General features: G+C 74.5%; 14 protein-coding genes. 4 read left to right on the top strand and 10 right to left on the bottom strand.

All coding sequences use genetic code 11. The annotated features are described in order from the left end of the window. Nucleotides 1–36: 36 nt before the first annotated feature. Nucleotides 37–1116 (top strand): pectinesterase family protein, encoded by a 1080-nt coding sequence (locus tag ACSIH6_RS07205; protein ID WP_435107445.1) that lies wholly within the window; start codon nucleotides 37–39, stop codon nucleotides 1114–1116. On the opposite strand, the gene ACSIH6_RS07200 is transcribed toward ACSIH6_RS07205, so the two are convergent. The 4 genes from ACSIH6_RS07200 to ACSIH6_RS07185 form a co-directional block, all read right to left on the bottom strand. After that, on the bottom strand, nucleotides 1103–1981 hold the full coding sequence (locus tag ACSIH6_RS07200; protein ID WP_435107444.1) for an ABC transporter permease: 879 nt from the start codon (nucleotides 1979–1981) through the stop codon (nucleotides 1103–1105). The genes ACSIH6_RS07205 and ACSIH6_RS07200 overlap by 14 nt on opposite strands. Further along, entirely contained in the window at nucleotides 1971–2750 is a 780-nt protein-coding gene (locus ACSIH6_RS07195) for an ABC transporter ATP-binding protein (protein WP_435107443.1), read from the bottom strand. The genes ACSIH6_RS07200 and ACSIH6_RS07195 overlap by 11 nt, the downstream gene beginning before the upstream one ends. After that, nucleotides 2747–3802: an ABC transporter substrate-binding protein gene (locus ACSIH6_RS07190; RefSeq protein WP_435107442.1), complete on the bottom strand. Its 1056-nt coding sequence runs from the start codon at nucleotides 3800–3802 to the stop codon at nucleotides 2747–2749. Before ACSIH6_RS07190 ends, ACSIH6_RS07195 begins: the two co-directional genes overlap by 4 nt. A 275-nt stretch (nucleotides 3803–4077) precedes the next feature. Continuing rightward, entirely contained in the window at nucleotides 4078–5034 is a 957-nt protein-coding gene (locus ACSIH6_RS07185; protein ID WP_435107441.1) for a MetQ/NlpA family ABC transporter substrate-binding protein, read from the bottom strand. 416 nt (nucleotides 5035–5450) lie between these two features. On the opposite strand from ACSIH6_RS07185, the gene xylB reads away from it, so the two are divergent. Both xylB and ACSIH6_RS07175 read left to right on the top strand, forming a co-directional pair. Next, nucleotides 5451–6836: a xylulokinase gene (gene xylB / locus ACSIH6_RS07180; RefSeq protein WP_435107440.1), complete on the top strand. Its 1386-nt coding sequence runs from the start codon at nucleotides 5451–5453 to the stop codon at nucleotides 6834–6836. A 945-nt stretch (nucleotides 6837–7781) separates the two neighbouring features. Then, nucleotides 7782–9041, top strand: coding sequence for a hypothetical protein (locus ACSIH6_RS07175; protein WP_435107439.1), 1260 nt, complete (start codon nucleotides 7782–7784; stop codon nucleotides 9039–9041). Between the two features lie 48 nt (nucleotides 9042–9089). Here the strand turns inward: ACSIH6_RS07175 and ACSIH6_RS07170 are convergent, their stop codons facing one another. Then, nucleotides 9090–11675 carry a tetratricopeptide repeat protein gene (locus ACSIH6_RS07170; RefSeq protein ID WP_435107438.1) on the bottom strand — a complete coding sequence of 862 codons (2586 nt, stop codon included), beginning with the start codon at nucleotides 11673–11675 and terminating at the stop codon, nucleotides 9090–9092. 216 nt (nucleotides 11676–11891) lie between these two features. Here ACSIH6_RS07170 and ACSIH6_RS07165 point away from each other — a divergent pair, with 216 nt between their 5' ends. Continuing rightward, on the top strand, nucleotides 11892–12863 hold the full coding sequence (locus ACSIH6_RS07165; RefSeq protein ID WP_435107437.1) for an aldo/keto reductase: 972 nt from the start codon (nucleotides 11892–11894) through the stop codon (nucleotides 12861–12863). Nucleotides 12864–12999: 136 nt separating this feature from the next. Here the strand turns inward: ACSIH6_RS07165 and ACSIH6_RS07160 are convergent, their stop codons facing one another. The 5 genes from ACSIH6_RS07160 to ACSIH6_RS07140 are packed head-to-tail and all read right to left on the bottom strand — an operon-like array spanning nucleotide 13000 to nucleotide 17317. Continuing rightward, on the bottom strand, nucleotides 13000–13596 hold the full coding sequence (locus ACSIH6_RS07160) for a bifunctional 4-hydroxy-2-oxoglutarate aldolase/2-dehydro-3-deoxy-phosphogluconate aldolase (RefSeq protein ID WP_150253504.1): 597 nt from the start codon (nucleotides 13594–13596) through the stop codon (nucleotides 13000–13002). Then, nucleotides 13589–14569: a sugar kinase gene (locus ACSIH6_RS07155; RefSeq protein WP_435107436.1), complete on the bottom strand. Its 981-nt coding sequence runs from the start codon at nucleotides 14567–14569 to the stop codon at nucleotides 13589–13591. Before ACSIH6_RS07155 ends, ACSIH6_RS07160 begins: the two co-directional genes overlap by 8 nt. Continuing rightward, the gene (locus ACSIH6_RS07150) at nucleotides 14566–15426 is read right to left on the bottom strand and encodes an SMP-30/gluconolactonase/LRE family protein (protein WP_435107514.1); all 861 of its coding nucleotides are present in this window, start codon (nucleotides 15424–15426) and stop codon (nucleotides 14566–14568) included. The genes ACSIH6_RS07155 and ACSIH6_RS07150 overlap by 4 nt, the downstream gene beginning before the upstream one ends. Nucleotides 15427–15443: 17 nt before the next feature. After that, nucleotides 15444–16589, bottom strand: a complete 1146-nt coding sequence (gene dgoD / locus ACSIH6_RS07145; RefSeq protein WP_435107435.1) for a galactonate dehydratase — start codon at nucleotides 16587–16589, stop codon at nucleotides 15444–15446. Further along, the gene (locus ACSIH6_RS07140) at nucleotides 16586–17317 is read right to left on the bottom strand and encodes a FadR/GntR family transcriptional regulator (RefSeq protein ID WP_435107434.1); all 732 of its coding nucleotides are present in this window, start codon (nucleotides 17315–17317) and stop codon (nucleotides 16586–16588) included. Before ACSIH6_RS07140 ends, dgoD begins: the two co-directional genes overlap by 4 nt. Nucleotides 17318–17335: the final 18 nt, after the last annotated feature.

Raw genomic sequence — 17335 nt, 5'->3', positions numbered from 1 at the left:
AGGGGCACCCCCGCCCTTGGAGAAAGCGTTTACCACATGAGAGGGGCCTCTCCCATGGTCCGCCGCAGCTCCCCCACCGCCTCCGGCGCCGCGCACGCGGGCGAGGCCTCCCGCCCCGGCCACCCCTCCCCCGGAGCGGAGGGCCGGGTGATCACCGTGGCCGCCGACGGCTCCGGCGACCACGCCGGCGTCCAGGCCGCGGTCGACGCCGTGCCCGCGGGCGCCGCCGAACGCGTCACCATCCGCGTCGGGGCGGGCGTCTACCGCGAGCCGGTGGTGATCCCCGCGGACAGGCCCGGCATCACCCTGCTCGGCGCGACCGGCGACCCGCGCGACGTGGTCCTCACGTACGACCGCGCGGCGGGTACTCCCAAGCCCGGCGGAGGCGTCTACGGCACGTCCGGCAGCGCCAGCGTCGTCATCTCCGGGGACGGCGCGCACGTCCGCGACCTGACCTTCGCGAACTCCTGGCTGCGCGAGGAGCACCCCGGCGTCACCGCCACCCAGGCGGTCGCGGTGCGCGCCACCGGGGACCGGCTGGTCTTCGACAACGTGCGCTTCCTGGGCCACCAGGACACGCTGTACGCGGACTCGCCGGACGAGGACACCCCCTCGCGGCAGTACTACCGCGGCTGCTACGTCGAGGGCGACGTGGACTTCGTCTTCGGCCGGGGCACGGCCGTGTTCGACGCGTGCGAGTTCCATTCCCTGGACCGGGGCAGCGACACCGACAACGGCTACGTGACCGCGCCGAGCACCCGGCCCGGCCGGGAGTTCGGCTTCCTGGTCACCCGCAGCCGCTTCACCAGCGAAGCCCCCGCCGGGACCGTCTACCTGGGCCGCCCGTGGGTGCCCAGTTCGCACCCGGACGCCGAACCGCGGGTGTTGGTCCGCGACTCCTGGATGGGCCACCACTTCCGCGAGGAGGGGTGGATCGCGATGGCCTCCGGCCACGACTGGCGGCGGTTCCGGATGCGCGAGTACCGCAACTCCGGCCCCGGCGCGCTGGTCACCGGGGACCGTCCGCAGATGGACCCGGCCGAGGCCGCCGGGCACACCGCCGAGGCCTACCTGGCCGGGGACGACGGGTGGAACCCGGTGCTCAGGACGCGCTGACGCCCCAGCGCTGGCGGATGGAGCGGTCGGCCCAGTTGAAGAACACGTCGATGAGGATGCCCACGCACAACACGATGAGGACGTAGGCCAGCAGGCCCTCGGAGTCGTTGAACTGGCGGGCCTGGCTCAGCGCCCAGCCGATGGAGTTCTGCTGGTTGATGATGACCAGCAGCTCGCCCGCCATGAGCGAGCGCCAGGCGAAGGCCCACCCCTGTTTGAGGCCGGTGACGAACATCGGCAGGGCGGCCGGGACGATCAGCAGCGTGTAGTGCTGCACGCCGCGCAGCCCCATGGCCTGGCCCGCCCGCAGCAGCTGCGGGGACACGTAGTCGATCCCCGAGGTCAGGCCGCCCGCGATGGAGGGCGCCGCGCCCAGGATGATCACGAACATGATGGCCGACTCGCTGATGCCGTAGAGCAGCATCGCGAAGGGGAACCAGACGATGGAGGGCATGGTCTGGAGGCCCGTGATGAGGGAGCCGATCGCCACGCGCAGCGGCGCGAAGCGCGACACGGCCAGTCCCAGGGCCACGCCCACGGCCAGCGCCAGCGCGAAGCCGACGAGGGCGCGCCGCAGGGTGACCCCGAGGGCCTCCCAGAACTCGCCGGAGGAGAGTTCGGCGAACAGGCGCGGCAGCACCTGGTCGGGGCCGGGCAGCACGTAGACCGGCCGCCACCCGCTCCACACCACGGCCTGCCAGGCCACGAGCACGATGGCCACGGCCGCCAGCTTGGGCCAGGTGACCGCCCACATCCTGGCCGCCACCCGCGCGGCGGTGGGGCGGTCGGACTGGTTCCGGGGCCCCATCTCCAGGGCGTCCAGCCCCTGGACGTGGCGGTCCTGCGTGCTCGGGTCAGCCGGCATGGCGCGACACCTCCGCCCGCAGCCGGTCGGTGATCCGGGCCGCCTGGGAGGCGATCTGGGCGGAGTCGATTCGGCGGGGCCGCTCACCCTCCACCGTGAACTCCTCGATGACGCGGCCGGGGCGGCTGGAGAGCAGGATGACCCGGTCGCCCAGGCGCACGGCCTCGCGCACGTTGTGCGTGACGAACACGACGGTCAGCGACCTCTCCCGCCAGATGCGTTCGAGCTCGTCGTGGAGGATGTCGCGGGTCATGGCGTCCAGGGCGCCGAAGGGCTCGTCCATGAGCAACACGTCGGCGTCCTGGGCCAGGGCGCGGGCCAGGGCGACGCGCTGGCGCATGCCGCCGGAGAGCTGGTGGGGGCGCTTGCGGGCGAAGCCGTCCAGGCGCACCAGGTCGAGCAGTTCGGCCACGCGCTCCCTACGCCGTGCCTTGGCGATCCCGTTGACCCGCATGGGGATCTCGATGTTGCCGCCGACGGTGAGCCAGGGGAACAGGGAGGCCTCCTGGAACATCATGGCCACGCGGTGTCCGCCCGTGTCCACGGTTCCGGTGGTGGGCCGGGTCAGCCCCGCCACGAGTGAGAGCAGGGTGCTCTTGCCGCAGCCGGAGGCGCCCACGATCGCGACGAACTCCCGCGCCCGCACGGAAACGGACATGCCGTCGATGGCGGTGACGGCGCCGGAGCCCTCCCCGAAGACCTTGGAGATGCGGTCGATCTCGATGGCGGAGGCACGTACGGTGCCGACGCTCTCGGTCGTGGCTGTCACTGTTCCTCCTGGAGTCCGGCGACCTCGTCCCGTCCGTCCTCGCGCAGGAGGCCGTTGAGCGGGTCGAGGGCGTAGATGCCGTTCAGGTCGACCGGGTCGAGCAGGCCGACGGCCTCGGCGTGCTCGGCCCCGGCGGCCAGGGACGGTGCGATCGGGTCGACGGTGAAGGTCATGTTGGCGAAGGCCGCGGCGACGACCTCGGGGTCGGACCGGCTGCCGGTGAGGTCTCCCAGGTGGGCGGCGGCGGCCTCCCGCGCGTCCTCGGGGTGGGCGTTGATCCAGTCGACGGTGTCGATGTGGCCGCGCAGGAGGCGCTCGACCGCCTCCGGGCGGGCTTCGAGGAAGTCGGCGTTGACGATGACGTTGGTGGTGACGAAGTCGCCGCCGGTCCCGGCCCACTGCTCGGCCTCGTCGAGCAGGAGTTCGCCCCCCGCGTCGACGACCAGTCGGCTCAGGTGCGGTTCGGGGAGCCAGGCGCCGTCGACCTCGCCGAGCGCGAAGGCGTTGACGGTCTCGGCGTTGGTCTGGGGCAGGATCGACAGGTCGCCGCCGCCCTCGGTGTCGACGCTCCATCCCTGTTCGCGGGCGAACCAGCGCAGCGCCACGTCCTGGGTGTTGCCCAGCTGGGGTGTGGCCAGGGTGGTGCCGGTCAGCTCGTCGACGCCGTCGATGCCGGGGCGCACGACCAGGCCCGCGCCGCCGGAGGTCGACCCGGCGATGACGCGCAGGGCGGCGCCCTCGGACTGCGCCCAGCCGTTGACGGTGGGGCTGGGGCCGACGAAGGCGGCGTCGACCTCGCCGGAGAAGACGGCGTTGATCGCGTCGGGACCCGCGTTGAAGGTCTGGGTGATGAGGGGGACGTCCTCGCCCAGGGCCTCCTGGAGGATGCCGTTCTCCACGCCCACCAGCGCCGGGGCGTGGGTGAGGTTGGGGAAGTAGCCCAGGGTGAGCCCGGGGTCGTCCGCGCCGCCCGGGGCCCCGCACGCGGTGGCGGCCGCGGCGAGGGCCAGGGCCGCGGCGGCGGCGCGGAGCGGGGACGTACGCGGGGACATCGGGATCCTTCGCGGGCTTGGGCGTTCGGGCTCGGGGCCTGGCTCGGCTCCGAAGTTCGGGTACAAGGGCGGGTGCGGGTGCGGAACCGCCGGACAGAACTCTACTTAATGAGTAGGTTTTGTGAAAGTAGGACACCCCCCTTTCCCAGGCGCGTGGCGTGCCCGCACCAACCGCCGGACACGACGAAGGGCGGTGGAGCTCGCTGCTCCACCGCCCTCGCGAAGGGAAGGGACGTACGGGGTCGGGCCCCTGTCGGGCGCCGACCCGTGACCCGTTACTCCTGGTCGGCGCCGGCCTCGGGGCTCTCCTCGGCGGCGTCGTCGGAGCTGGCCTCGGGGCTGGCCTCAGGGCTCTCGGCCGCGTCGTCGGCGGCGGTCCCGACGATGTCGCCCTCGGCGTCCACGGCCAGGACCACGCCCTGCCAGGACTCCTGGATGAACTCCAGGACCCGCTCGTCGTGCAGCAGCTCGGCGAGCAGCTGGACGCGCTCGTCCTCGGCGTTCTCGGCCAGGGTCACCAGACCGTTGGCGTAGGACTGGACGTAGTCGTCGCCCTCGGGCTCCCAGGCCAGGACGTTGGACTGCTCCGGCAGGTCGGTCTCGATGGCGTAGTTGCCGTTGACCACCGCGGCGTCCACGTCGGAGATCGAGCGGGGCAGCTGCGCGGCCTCCAGCGGGGTCACCGTGATGTCGCGCGGGTTGTCGACGATGTCGTTCTCGGTGGCGGACGCCCCGGCCTCCGGGTCGACGGTCACCAGGCCCTCGGCCTCCAGGATGCCCAGGGCGCGGGCGAGGTTGGCCGGGTCGTTGGGGACCGCGATCTCGGCGCCGTCGGGCAGGTCGTCGATGCTCTCGACGCTGTCGGAGTACAGGCCGAGCCGCTCGATGTGGACGTCGGTCAGGTAGGTGAGCTCGGCGTCGGGCCCGTTGGCCACCCACTCGTCGAGGAAGGCGCGGTGCTGGAAGTAGTTGGCGTCCAGCTCACCCTCGACCAGGGCGGTGTTGGGGATGTTGTAGTCGGAGATCTCCTCGATCTCCAGGTTCAGCCCGGCCTCCTCGGCGAGGTTCTCCTCGATGAAGGCGAGGATGTCGCCGTGCGGCACCGGGCTGACGCCCACCCGCAGCACGTCCCCCTCGCCGCCGGACTCGGCGGCCTGCTCGCTGGGCGCGCCGCAGGCGGCGAGCGCCAGGGTGAGGGCGGCTGCTCCGAGTGCGGCTGGAGTCGTGCGCATGGTGCGCTCCTTCGTGATCGTGGTTGGAGGATCGCGGGGACGGGCCCCGCGGCGGCCGGTACGGGTGCCGGCGAGGGTGCGGCTCCACGGACCCTGTGGGGTACCGCGGAGCTGATCAGAGCCTAATCCACTGAATTGGTAGGAATTATCACTTCCCGGACTCCGCACACGTGGCATCGGCCACACGACCCCCGCCGGACGGCCGCGGGTGCGGTGGTGGTGCGCTGGCTGCCATGACCGCAGTCAACCACTTTCCCTATCGGTTTAGTTGACCAAGAGTCCGACGCACCCGGAGCACCTCCCCGGCACAACGGTCATCACGGGACAACGGAGAGTGGCAGCGCTTTCCAGCACCCGCCCCGATCCTCTAGGTTGTGAGGGTTGCCACCCCACCCTGCCCTCACGGAGCGAGAACCATGCCCCTGGTCGCCGGAATCGACAGCTCGACCCAGTCCTGCAAAGTCGTGGTCTGTGACGCCGACAGCGGCGCGGTGGTGCGCGAGGCCCGCGCCCCGCATCCCGACGGGACCGAGGTCCACCCCGACGCCTGGTGGTCGGCCCTGGAGGAGGCCTCCTCCGGCCTGCTCGACGACGTGGCCGCCGTCTCCGTCGCCGGACAGCAGCACGGCATGGTCGCCGTGGACGAGGTCGGCGCGGTGGTCCGCCCGGCGCTGCTGTGGAACGACACCCGTTCGGCCGGGACGGCCCTGGACCTGATCGAGGAGCTGGGCGGCCCCGCCGAGTGGGCCAAGGCCGTGGACACCGTGCCCAACGCCAGCCTGACCGTCAGCAAGCTGCGCTGGCTGGCCCAGCACGAGCCGGAGCACGCCGACCGCACGACCGCGGTGATGCTCCCCCACGACTGGCTCACCTGGCGGCTGGCCGGAGCCGGGGCCGAGCCCACCACGGACCGGGGCGACGCCTCGGGAACCGGTTACTGGTCGGCGACCGACGACGCCTACCGCCCCGACCTGCTGGCGCGGGCGTTCGGACGCGAGATCCGGGTGCCGCGCGTGGCCGAACCGGCCGAGGCCGTGGGGCGCACGCCCTCGGGCGCGCTGGTGGCCCCGGGAACCGGAGACAACATGGGCAGCGCCCTGGGCCTGGGACTGCGCCCGGGGGACGCGGTGGTCTCGCTGGGCACCAGCGGCACCGTGTTCGCCGTGAGCGAGGGCCCCACGCAGGACCCCAGCGGCATCATCTGCGGGTACGCCGACGCGACGGGCCGGTACCTGCCGCTGGTGTGCACCCTGAACGCGGCGCGGGTGCTCGGCGCCACCGCCGCGATGCTGGGCGTGGACCTGGCGGGGCTGGACGAGCTGGCGCTGGCCGCCGAGCCGGGCGCCGAGGGCGTCGTGCTGCTGCCCTACCTGGACGGCGAGCGCACGCCAGTGCTGCCCGACGCCTCCGGGTCGCTGCACGGGCTGCGCCGGTCCAACATGCGCCCGGAGAACATCGCCCGCGCGGCGGTGGAGGGCATGCTGTGCGGGCTGGCCGACGGGCTGTCCGCGATGACCGACACCGGGATCCCGGTCAGCCGGGTGCTGCTCGTGGGCGGAGCGGCCCAGTCGGCCGCCGTGCGCGCGGTCGCGCCGACCGTCCTGGGCGCGCAGGTGGTCGTGCCGCGGCCCGCGGAGTACGTGGCCGTGGGCGCCGCCCGGCAGGCGGCATGGACGCTGGCGGGGACCGCCGAGGCGCCGACCTGGGACCTCGGCGAGCCGGAGGCCTTCGCCGAACCCGTGGACGCGCCGCACGTGCGCGAGCGCTACGCCGAGGCGCGCCGCTCCGCCCACGGCGTGTAGAGCTCGCTTCCGGACAGGGCCGGCGCGTCCCAGTCCGGACGCCCGGCCAGGGGGCGGAGTCGCGCGCAGCGTCCCGGCGAGCGGGCGACGGGCACGAGGAGCGGACGCCGAGCACCGGGCAGCAGGAGCGGGCCTCGGTATGCGCGGTGCCCGCCATCGTCGCCCCGGCGCACTGACCGGAACCGTTGACGGTGTGACGTACGGGGTTCCCTCACCGGTGATCCCGCTACCGGTGCCGCTGTGGGCCCGGCGGTGACACCGATGGCAGGGCCGTCCCCGCGGCCACCCCGGGTGGGCGACACCGGGGCGCGGGACGGGTGGGGCCGTTCGGTACGCTGTTCCGTCGCAGGGCGGGACGAAACGGACGCGAGCGGTACCGGGAGGGCGCATGTCGGTCGAGGAGCGGCTGCGGGTGCCCATCGGGTCGGCACCGGCCTGGTCCACCGCTCCCGACAGTCGCCGGGTCCTCGTGGTGGCGCACACCGTGACCGCGCTGACCCGGCTGCTCGACATCCTCCCCCTGCTGGAGTCCGACCCCCGCGTGCAGATCGTGTTCACCCGGGCACGGACCTCCAACTTCCGGGAGGGCGTCACCGAGTTCCTCAGTGACATCGGCGCCATCGTCGCGCCGTGGGAACAGGCCGTGGAGGAGGAGTTCGACCTTGCCCTCTCCGCGAGTTACGGCGACGACCTGCACAGAATCAAAGCTCCCATGGTGGTGTTCTCCCACGGGGCCGGATATAATAAGCTGGTGAAACCGGAAACCGGAAACCGGAAACCGGAAACCGGAAACCGGAAACCGGAAACCGGAAACCGGAAACCGGAAACCGGAAACCGGAAACCGCGGGCGCGACCCCAGGGGAAACACCGGAAAAGGACGAGGCGGTCTTCGGCCTCTCCCGCCAGACCCTGCTGCGCGACGGCGCACTCGTCCCCCAGACCCTGGTGCTCTCCCACTCCGAGCAGCTCGACCGGTTGGGCGCCGCCTGCCCCGAGGCGGTGGGCGCGGCCGTCGTCGCCGGGGACCCCACCTACGACCGCGTCCTGGCCGGGCTCCCCTGGCGTGAGCGCTACCGCGACCACCTGGAGACCGGTCGGCGCAGACTCGTCCTGATCAGCTCCACCTGGGGCCCGACCTCCCTACTCGGCCGCTGGCCCGACCTGCCCGTCCGCCTCCTGGAGGAACTCCCGGTGGACGAGTACCGGGTGGCGCTGGCCCTGCACCCCAACGTCTGGCACGGCCACGGGCCCTGGCAGGTGCGCGCCTGGCTCGCCGACGCCGAACGCGCCGGGCTGCGCGTCCTGCCTCCCCGGCAGGGCTGGCAGGCGGCCCTCGTCGCGGCCGACCACGTCGTGGGCGACCACGGCTCGGTCACCTTCTACGGCGCCGCACTGGGCACCCACACCGTTCTGGGCGCCTTTCCCCACCACGAAATGGCCAGCGACTCCCCTATCGCCGCTTTCGGGAGGACCGCGACCCTTCTGCGCCCGGACGAACCGCTCCTTCCCCAGATCGTCGGGGACGCGGAGAAACACACCGCGGAAAGGTTCGCGGAGACCACGGAAATGCTCACCTCCGCTCCCGGGAGGTCCGGCGCGATTCTGCGGTCCGCGTTCTATCGCGTTCTCGGCCTGGCCGAACCCGTCCACGGGGTGCGGGTGACCCCGCCCGACCCGCCGGTCCCCTTCCGGCGCGGATGGCCCGACGCGGCCGACTGCGCCCCGCTCCTGGCCACCGCCGAGGAGGAGGACGGCGGCATCCGGGTGGCCCGCCACCCGGCCGAACCGGCGGTCACCGGTCGGCTGTCCCTGCGCCGACCGCACACGGTGACGCACGCCGACGAACCCCAGACCCGCTGGCGCGACGCCGCGGACATCGTCGTGTGCGGGCCGGACCGGAGCGACCCGTGGCGGCGGATCGCCGACGCCCTGGCCGCCCACCCCGGCGCCCGCTTGGCCGCCGCCGTGGACGGCGGCGACTGCCTGGTCGGCGACCGGGCGGGCCGCCGCCACCGGCTCTCCCCCGAGGGGGACGCGCGGGGGGTGGACCCGGAGGTGTTCGCCTCGGCGTTCTGGCGGCTGCGGCGCGACTTCCGCGGTCAGGCCGGTCAGGCCGCCGGGAGCGGCCCCGCCGACGGCTCCGGGATCACCGTCCTGGTGGGCGACCGCGCCGTCCGGGTCCGGGTGGTGCGGGAGCTTCCCTGAGGCACGGCGTTCCCGTTCCGACGCGGTCGACGGCGGGGTTCGTGGCCCTCACTCCCCAGGCCACGTCTCCAGGCGGGCACGCACCCGCTCGGCCTGTCGCCGGTCCTCGGCCGCCTCGTACCCGGCCAGGGCCTCCTCCAGCGCGGCGTGCGCGGCGGCGCCGTCGACCGGTTCCAGGGCCTCGGCGCGCCTGAGGTGCATGTCGCCGACCCTGCGGTGGTCACCGAGGCGCCCGTGCAGTTCGGCGGCCCGCGCCCACCGGTCGAGGGCCTCGTCCCGGCGGCCGCGCCGCAGCAGCAGGTCGCCCAGGGCCGCGCCGAGCCGCGCCCGGTTCTGGAGGTCGTCCACCGGGTCCCCGGCGGCCAGGTCCAGCGCCCGGACCAGCAGCTCCTCGGCCTCCTCGTCCCTGCCCTGCTCCAGCCGCACCCCGCCGAGCTTGCGCAGCGCGTTGCGGACCGCGCGCGGGTCCCCCGCGTCCCCGGCGACCTCCAGCGCCTCCGCGAAGCGGGCGGCCGCCTCGTCGGTCCCGCCGTCGCGCAGAGCCACGTCGCCGACCGCCTCCAGCGCGGTGAGCAGCACCAGCGGCTGCGGCGGCGCGACGGCGCGGGCCAGGTCCAGGGCCCGTTCGGCGTCCTCTCGGGCCCGCGCGGGGCTGTCGTCGCGCCGGTAGGCGATGGAGCGCTGCACGCACAGCCGGGAGAGCCGGGCCGGGGACAGGCGGTGGGTGCCCAGGGTCTGGTTCAGGAGTTCGGTGTGGGTGTCGACCACGTCGGCGAAGCGGCCGGAGGTGAACCACAGGGCCCACAGGTGCTCGCACAGTTCGGCGGCGCGCTCGTACTCGCCGCGCACGGCCGCCTGGATGACGGTGGCCCGCAGGGCGGCGCGGTCGGCGTCCAGGAAGGCGCGGGCGGACTCCCGGTCCGCGAAGGCGTGCGCGGTGGCGGCGCCCGCAGGGAAGGCCGACCGCCCGTCGAGTTCGGCCTGGAGCCAGCGTCCGGGCAGCAGCAGCCGGTGGGCCGCCGCCGCCCGTTCGAAGTAGTGGGTGAGCACCTCCCGGAAGATCCGGTCCCGGTCGAGCGCCCGCGCGGCGCAGGCCTGCCGGACGCGCGCGGAGAGGAACCGGTGGCGGCTCCCGGAGCCCTCCCCGGACACGGTCAGGACCTCCTCCTCGACCAGCGCGGCCAGCGCCTCCCGCGCCGCGTCGGCATCGACGGCCGCTTCGGTCGCGGCTTCGACGCCGGTCCCTCCCGCGGTCCGAACGGTGCCCGCCGTCGCGGGCGCCCGCGTTGACCCCCACTCCGCCGGAGGCCCGAGGCGGGCCAGCCGCACGGCGAGAGCCTCCCCGAAGTCGGTGTCGGGGTGGCAGGCCAGTGCGACGGCCAGGCCCTCGGGAGCCACCGCGGTCACGGGCTCCACAGGGCCCACGGAGTCCTCGGAGTCCTCGTCGGACGGTGCGCCCGGAACCGACTCCGCGTTGTGCATCCACCCGTGGACGGCTCCGGCTCCGGCTCCACCCCCGGACGAACCTCCGGCCCCGGTCCCCGATCCCCCGCCGAGGATTCCGTCGGTGGACGGCCCCCAGTGGAAGGTTCCGCCCCCGGACGAACCCCCGTGCCCGGTTTCCGTCCCCCTGCCGGAAGTTCCGCCACCGGGCGGCCGCCCCGGAACGGCGTCGTTCCCCGCCCCGACCGGCCGGGGCCGGTCCCACTCCCCCTCGGGACCGCGCGGCCCCGGACCGGGAGAGTCCCCGGGGAGGGTCTCCTCCCCGGCCGCCTCCCGGTACACGGCCTCCAGCGCCGCCAGCCCGCCCATCCGGCGGCGGGCCCGGGAGAGCCTGCGCCCGTAGCGCAGCAGCAGCTCGGGCCTTCCTCCGGCGAGCCGGACCAGAGCGGCCACCGCCGCGCGCTCGTCCTCGCCCCCGGGGACCAGGCGCGCCTTCGCGCACAGCAGTTCGGCGGAGTGCTCCTCGTCCAGCGCGTCGAGCTCGACCACCTCGTCGTGGACGTGGGGCAGGGCCTCACCGAGGTCGAGGTCGTGCGCGGTGGCCACCAGGGTCAGGCTTCCCGGGCTGGTGGCGACGAAGGGCAGGACGTCGTTCACCGAGCTGGGGCCGTCGACCATGACGGCGACCGCGCCGCGCCGGGCGAACTCGCCGCGCAGCCGCTGGCGCCGCCGGTCCTGGGCGGCCGGGATCTCCTCCTCGGGGACCTCGGACCAGCGCAGGATCTCGTTGACGGACTCCATGACCCCGTCGCGCTCGACGTCGGCGAAGAAGTAGCCGCCGGGAAAGCGGTGGGGATCCTCGGAGTAGGAGTCGTGCAGGGCCTTGAGTCCGAAGGCGCTGGCCCCGCCGCCCCGGTGCGAGGCCTGGACGACCAGCACCCGGGCGTGGGCGCCGCCGTCGGCGAGGAAGGCGCGGGCCCGGGCCAGCTGGCGGCCGCGGTTGACGAACAGCGGCGGGGCGGGGACCGCGTAGCACGGACGGGCCCCGGCCCCGCTCCCGTCCGGCGCCCCGCCCTGGAGGACGGTGAACGAGAAGTCCCGGCCCTGGAGCAGCGCTCCGTGGCCGGAGACGCCCCCCGCGGTGCTGCGGGTGCCCGCGGACCGTTCGTCGTCACGCCTGTCGTCACTCAAGGGTCACCTCACGGCCGCGTCACTGCTGGGGCACGGGAAGCCTACCCAGCGGCCCGCGGACGACCCGGTTCCGCGACCGGAAGGTGACCGGTTCCGGCCACGGCCGTCCGGCCCCGCCCCGGCGTGACACCCCGAGAAGGGAGGAAACACCGGTTTCCGGCACCCGCGGGTCTAGCCTGTCGGCGCATCCACCACTCGACGGAAGGCAGGGTGAGCATGAACCACGTACGGCTTCGCCAACTGGGAGAGTCGCCCCTGCGCGTGTCCCCCCTGTGCCTGGGCGGGAACGTCTTCGGCTGGACCGCGGACGAGCACACCTCCTTCCAGATCCTGGACGCCTACACCGCGGCGGGCGGGAACTTCCTCGACACCGCCGACTCCTACTCCGCGTGGGTCGAGGGGCACCAGGGAGGCGAGTCCGAGACGGTCATCGGCCGCTGGCTCGCCTCGCGCGGACGCCCCTCGGACATGGTGATCGCCACGAAGGTCAGCGAGCACCCCGACTTCCGCGGCCTGTCCGCGTCCAACGTCAAGGCAGCCGCGAAGGCCTCGCTCGAACGGCTGGGCGTGGAGACCATCGACCTGTACTACGCGCACTTCGACGACGCCGAGACGCCGCTGGCCGAGAGCGCCGAGGCCTTCTCCGAGCTGGTGGACGAGGGCGTGGTGCGCCACGTGGGGTTGTCCAACCACAAGCCCGGCCGGATCCGGGCGTGGCTGGACGTGTGCGAGGAGCGGGGACTGCACGCCCCGGTGTGCGTGCAGCCCCTGTACAACCTGGTGGAACGCGGGATCGAGGCGGACCTGGTGCCGCTGGCGCGCCAGCGCGGCCTGGCGCTGCTGCCCTACTTCGGCCTGGCCCGCGGCTTCCTCACCGGCAAGTACCGGCCGGGCTCGGCCGACGTGGACAGCCCACGCGCCGGAAAGGCCCGCGCCTACCTGGACGAACCACGCGGGCGGCGGGTGCTCGACGCCCTGGACACGGTCGCCGGGCGCTGCGGGGCCTCCCCGGCGGCCGTGGCGCTGGCGTGGCTGGCGGACCGGCCGTCCGTGGCCTCGGTGCTGGCCAGCGCACGCGACACCGGCCAGCTGGCCGACCTCCTGCCCGCCAACCACCTGCGGTTGGACGAGGAGTCCGCGGCCCTGCTGACCAGGGCCACCGACCCGGAGCCGCCCGAGGGCGACTGAGGCGTGTCCGGCGGGCACGTGCCCTGCCGCGCGACGGACAGCATCCACCAGACGCGCCCTGAGGTCCCCGGGCCTGCGGGCTCCCAGGAGCCCGAGAACCCGGGTGCCCAGGGTCTGAACCGCTCCCCGGGCGCGTTCAGACGAGTTCGGCGAGGAGGGGGATCTGCTCGGGGTCGGCCAGCGCCGAGCCGACCGCCACCATCCGCGCCCCCGCGTCGAGGTACTCGCGTGCGTTGCGGGCGTCCATGCCGCCGGTGGCCACGATCCGCACCTCGGGGAAGGGCCCGTGCATGGCGCGGAACCACGCCGTGCCGAGCGACGTGGCGGGGAAGGCCTTCACCCAGCGGCCGCCCGCCCTGATCACGCCCTGGACGTCGCTGGGAGTGGCCACGCCGGGCAGGTGGGGCATCCCCTCCGCCTCCGAGGCGGCCATGACCTCCGCGTCGAAGCCCGGCGCGACGGTGAAGGCGGCACCGGCCCCGGCCACGGCGCGCACCTGCTCGGGGGAGATCACCGTGCCCGCGCCCACGGGGTGGCCGCGCTCGGCCCCGGCCCTGACGGTCGCGCGCAGCGCCTCCAGGCCGAGGGCGTCGCGTGCGGGCACCTCGACCGCGGTGACGCCCAGGTCCCACGCGCGCTCGGCCAGTTCGACCGTGGTGTCCACGGGCATGCCCCGCAGGATCGCCAGCACGCGGTGCCCCCCGAACAGTCCGTCCAGTCCCTGGTCACTCATGTCCGTCTCCTCTCACTGCGGCCACGGCCGCCGAAGCCTGGTCGGTCCACCGGTCGTCGGGGACCCTGAGCAGTTCGTCCACCTGCCGCGCCGAGGGCGGGTCGGCGAGGTCGCCCATCACGCGCAGGACGCGCCCCGCGCACAGGTGCCCCAGCCGCAGGCGCCCCCGCCCGTCGAGGCCGCGCAGCCCTCCGGCCAGGTATCCGGCGGCGAAGGCGTCCCCGGCTCCCACCGGGTCGACGACCTCCACCACTGGCGCGGGCACGTACTCCTCGCTCTCGCCGCGGAACTCGGTGGCGCCGTGCTCGGCGTCCTTGACCACGAGGCGGTCCACGTCGGGCAGGAGCGCGCGGACGTCGCGGGCGGTGGGGACGCCCCACAGCTCCTCGGCCTCGTCCCTGCCGACGAGGACGACGTCGGCGAGCCGGGCCAGTTCCAGCAGGCGGGGGGCCGCCTGCCCCTCCTTCCAGAGGCGGGGCCGGTGGTTGACGTCGAAGCTCACCGTCAGGCCCGGATCGGTCAGCAGGCGCTCGGCGAGGGCGTCGCAGCCGGGCGAGAGCGCCGGGGTGACGCCCGACAGGTGCACCGCCTGGGCCGCCCGGACGTGGGGGTGCCCGACCAGTTCGGGCCCGAGGGCCGAGGCGGCCGACCCCGCGCGGTAGTAGTGGACCGCGCTGCCCGAGGGCGAGGGGTCCTTGACCAGCAGGCCGGTGGGCCGGTCGGGGTCGGTCCGCACTCCGGACACGTCCACGCCGCGTTCGCGCAGGCTCCGGGTGACGACCCGTCCGAAGGGGTCGTCGCCCACGCTGCTGAGCCAGGCGGCCCGGTGCCCGAGGGCGGCAAGGGCGCACGCGACGTTGGACTCCGCGCCCGCGGTGCCCATGGACAGGAGCGGGGCGCCGTCCAGGGGGACCGGCTCGGCCGCGGTGAGCAGCAGCATGGTCTCGCCGACACAGGTGACCTGGGGTGTCACGGGTTTCCTCCGAAGGTCTGGGCCGCCGGGGCGGAGACGTCCACGGGCACCGAGAAGAGGGCGCCGTCGCCGGGCCCGGGGCGGTCGAGGCCGATCGCGGCGGAGGTGACGAACAGCCGGGGATCGGGGGCGTCGACGACGCACACGCTGGTGGGCTGGGCGGCGGGCAGGTCCACCACGCGCTCCAGGGTGCCGTCGGGGTCGTAGCGGTGCACCCTCCCTGCGCCCCAGACCGCGACCCACAGGTGTCCCTCGGCGTCGACCTGCATCCCGTCGGGGCTTCCGTCCCCGACCCGGGCGAAGACAGTTCGCGCCCCGGGGGTGCCGTCGCGGGAGATCTCGTAGGCGTCGATCCGGCCCTCGGCGCTGTCGGCGAGGTACATGCGGGTGCCGTCGGCGGTGAAGGCGGGGCCGTTGGGGACGGTGTAGCCCTCCAGGACCCGGGTGACGCGGCCCTCGGGGTCGGCGCGGTAGAGCGCACCGGCCCCGGAGGTGCCGTCGTAGGCCATCGACCCGGCCCAGAACCTCCCGCTCGGGTCGCAGCAGCCGTCGTTCATCCGCATCGGCGTGGCCGCGCCGTCCTCGGGTCTGGCCAGCCACTCCGGCGCGCCGTCCTCGGCCAGCAGCGCCACCCCCGTGCCCGCCGCCGCGACGAACGCCCCCGGCCTGCCCCGGACGGGGGCGACCGCGCCCAGGGGGACGTCGAGGTCGGCGATCACCTCGGCCGGGCCCGGGACGCGGGGGTCGAGCCTGAGGAGGCGGCCGGTGAGGATGTCCACCATGAGCAGGTCACGGCCCCGCCGGCGCAGCCCCTCCCCCAGTTCGAAGCGGTCCGTGCTCCACGGTTCGCACAGCATGCGCGTCACTTCCCTCCTCACCACTCCGCGAAGGATCCGTCCTGGTGGCTCCACACCGGCGGCCTCCAGCGGTGGCCGACGCGGTCCGCCGCGCGCACGGCGTCCTCGTCCACGCTCACGCCCAGCCCCGGGGCCTCGGGGCGGCGGATGTGACCGTCGGGGAAGGCGAAGACGTCGGTGTCCAGGACGTAGTCGAGCAGTTCGGCGTCCCGGTTGTAGTGGATGCCGATGCTCTGTTCCTGGATGAGGAAGTTGGGCGTGGCGAAGGCGACCTGGAGGCTCGCGGCCAGGGCCACCGGGCCGAGCGGGCAGTGCGGGGCCAGCAGGGCGTCGTAGGTCTCGGCGAGGGAGGCGATCCTGCGCACCTCGGAGATCCCGCCCGCGTGGGAGAGGTCGGGCTGGACGACCGCGACCCCCGCCTGGAGCGCGGGCAGGAACTCGGACCGGCTGAACAGGCGCTCCCCGGTGGCGATGGGCACCGGGCTGCACCGCACGACGTCCCCGAGCAGGTGCCCGTACTCGGGCAGGACCGGCTCCTCCACGAACATGGGGCGCAGGGGCTCCAGCAGGGGCAGGACCCTGCGGGCGGTGGCGGCGTTGAAGCGGCCGTGGAAGTCCACGGCCACGTCCCGGTCCGGGCCGAGCACGTCGCGCACCCCGGCCAGGCGCTCCACGACGCCGTCGATCTCGCGCACGGTGGCCGAGCGCCCCATCACCCCGGAGGCGTTCATCTTCACGGCGGTGAGCCCGGACTCCACGCGGGCCGCGACCGCGTCCGACAGCTCGGCCGGGTCGTCACCGCCGACCCAGCCGTACACGCGCACCCGGTCGCGGACGGGGCCGCCGAGGAGCTGGTGCACGGGGACGCCCAGGCGCTTGCCCGCGATGTCCCACAGCGCCTGGTCGAGCCCCGCGACCGCACTGGACAGCACCGGCCCGCCCCGGTAGAACGCGGCCTTGGTGAGGCGCTGCCAGTGGTACTCGATGGGGGCGGGGTCCTGGCCCAGGAGGAGTTCGGACAGCTCCTCGACCGCGGCGCGCACGGTCTCCGCGCGCCCCTCCACCACGGGCTCGCCCCAGCCCACGACGCCGTCGTCGGTCTCCACCCGGCACATCAGCCACCGGGGCGGGACCAGGAAGGTCTCGATACGGGTGATTCTCACTGCGGTCTCTCCAGATCGTCTACGGCCGCGTCGTCCTCGGTGACGCGGAGGAGGTCTTCCCTGGCCTGCTCCAGCAGGGAGCGCATGGCGGACTCGGCGGCGCGGGGGTCGCCCGCGGCGACGGCCTCGGTGACCGCGCCGTGGGTGGGCACCGGGTCGTCGTGGGCGCCTCCGTGGACCAGGCGGTCGCGTTCGGAGAGGCCCGCGGCGAAGAAGACGTCGGTGCGGGTGAACAGCTCGTTGTGCGTGGCCGCCAGCAGCGCGCGGTGCCAGCGCAGGTCGGCCCGCGCGGCCTCCTCGGCCGGGCCGTGGCCGGAGTCGGCGATGTCGGCGAGCGCCGCGCGCAGTTCGGCGACGTCGGCGTCGGTGCGGCGCCGCGCGGCCAGGCGCGCCGCGGCGGGTTCGAGGGCGTCGCGCAGCTCGGCCAGCTCGCCGAAGAAGACGTCGCCCGCACCCGCGGCGATCCGCCACCGGACCACGTCGGGGTCGAGCAGGTTCCAGTCGCCGCGGGGGCGCACGAAGGTCCCCTTCTTCTGCCGTGAGCCGACCAGCCCCTTGGCCGCCAGGACCTTGATCGCCTCGCGGATCGCGGTGAGGCTCAGGTCGAGCTCGCCGCTGAGCGCGGCCAGGTCGATCGTCTCCCCCTCGCCGATCCGTCCGGAGAGCACGCGTTCTCCCAGCAACCGCACCGTCTGGCCGTGCACACCGCGCCCCGAGTAGGCCGCCATCACTTCCTCCGTTCCGGG

Origin of the sequence: Nocardiopsis synnemataformans, from assembly GCF_965343085.1 — a bacterium.
Taxonomy (GTDB): Bacteria; Actinomycetota; Actinomycetes; order Streptosporangiales; family Streptosporangiaceae; genus Nocardiopsis; species Nocardiopsis alborubida.
This window is presented reverse-complemented; position numbering and strand designations above follow the sequence as displayed.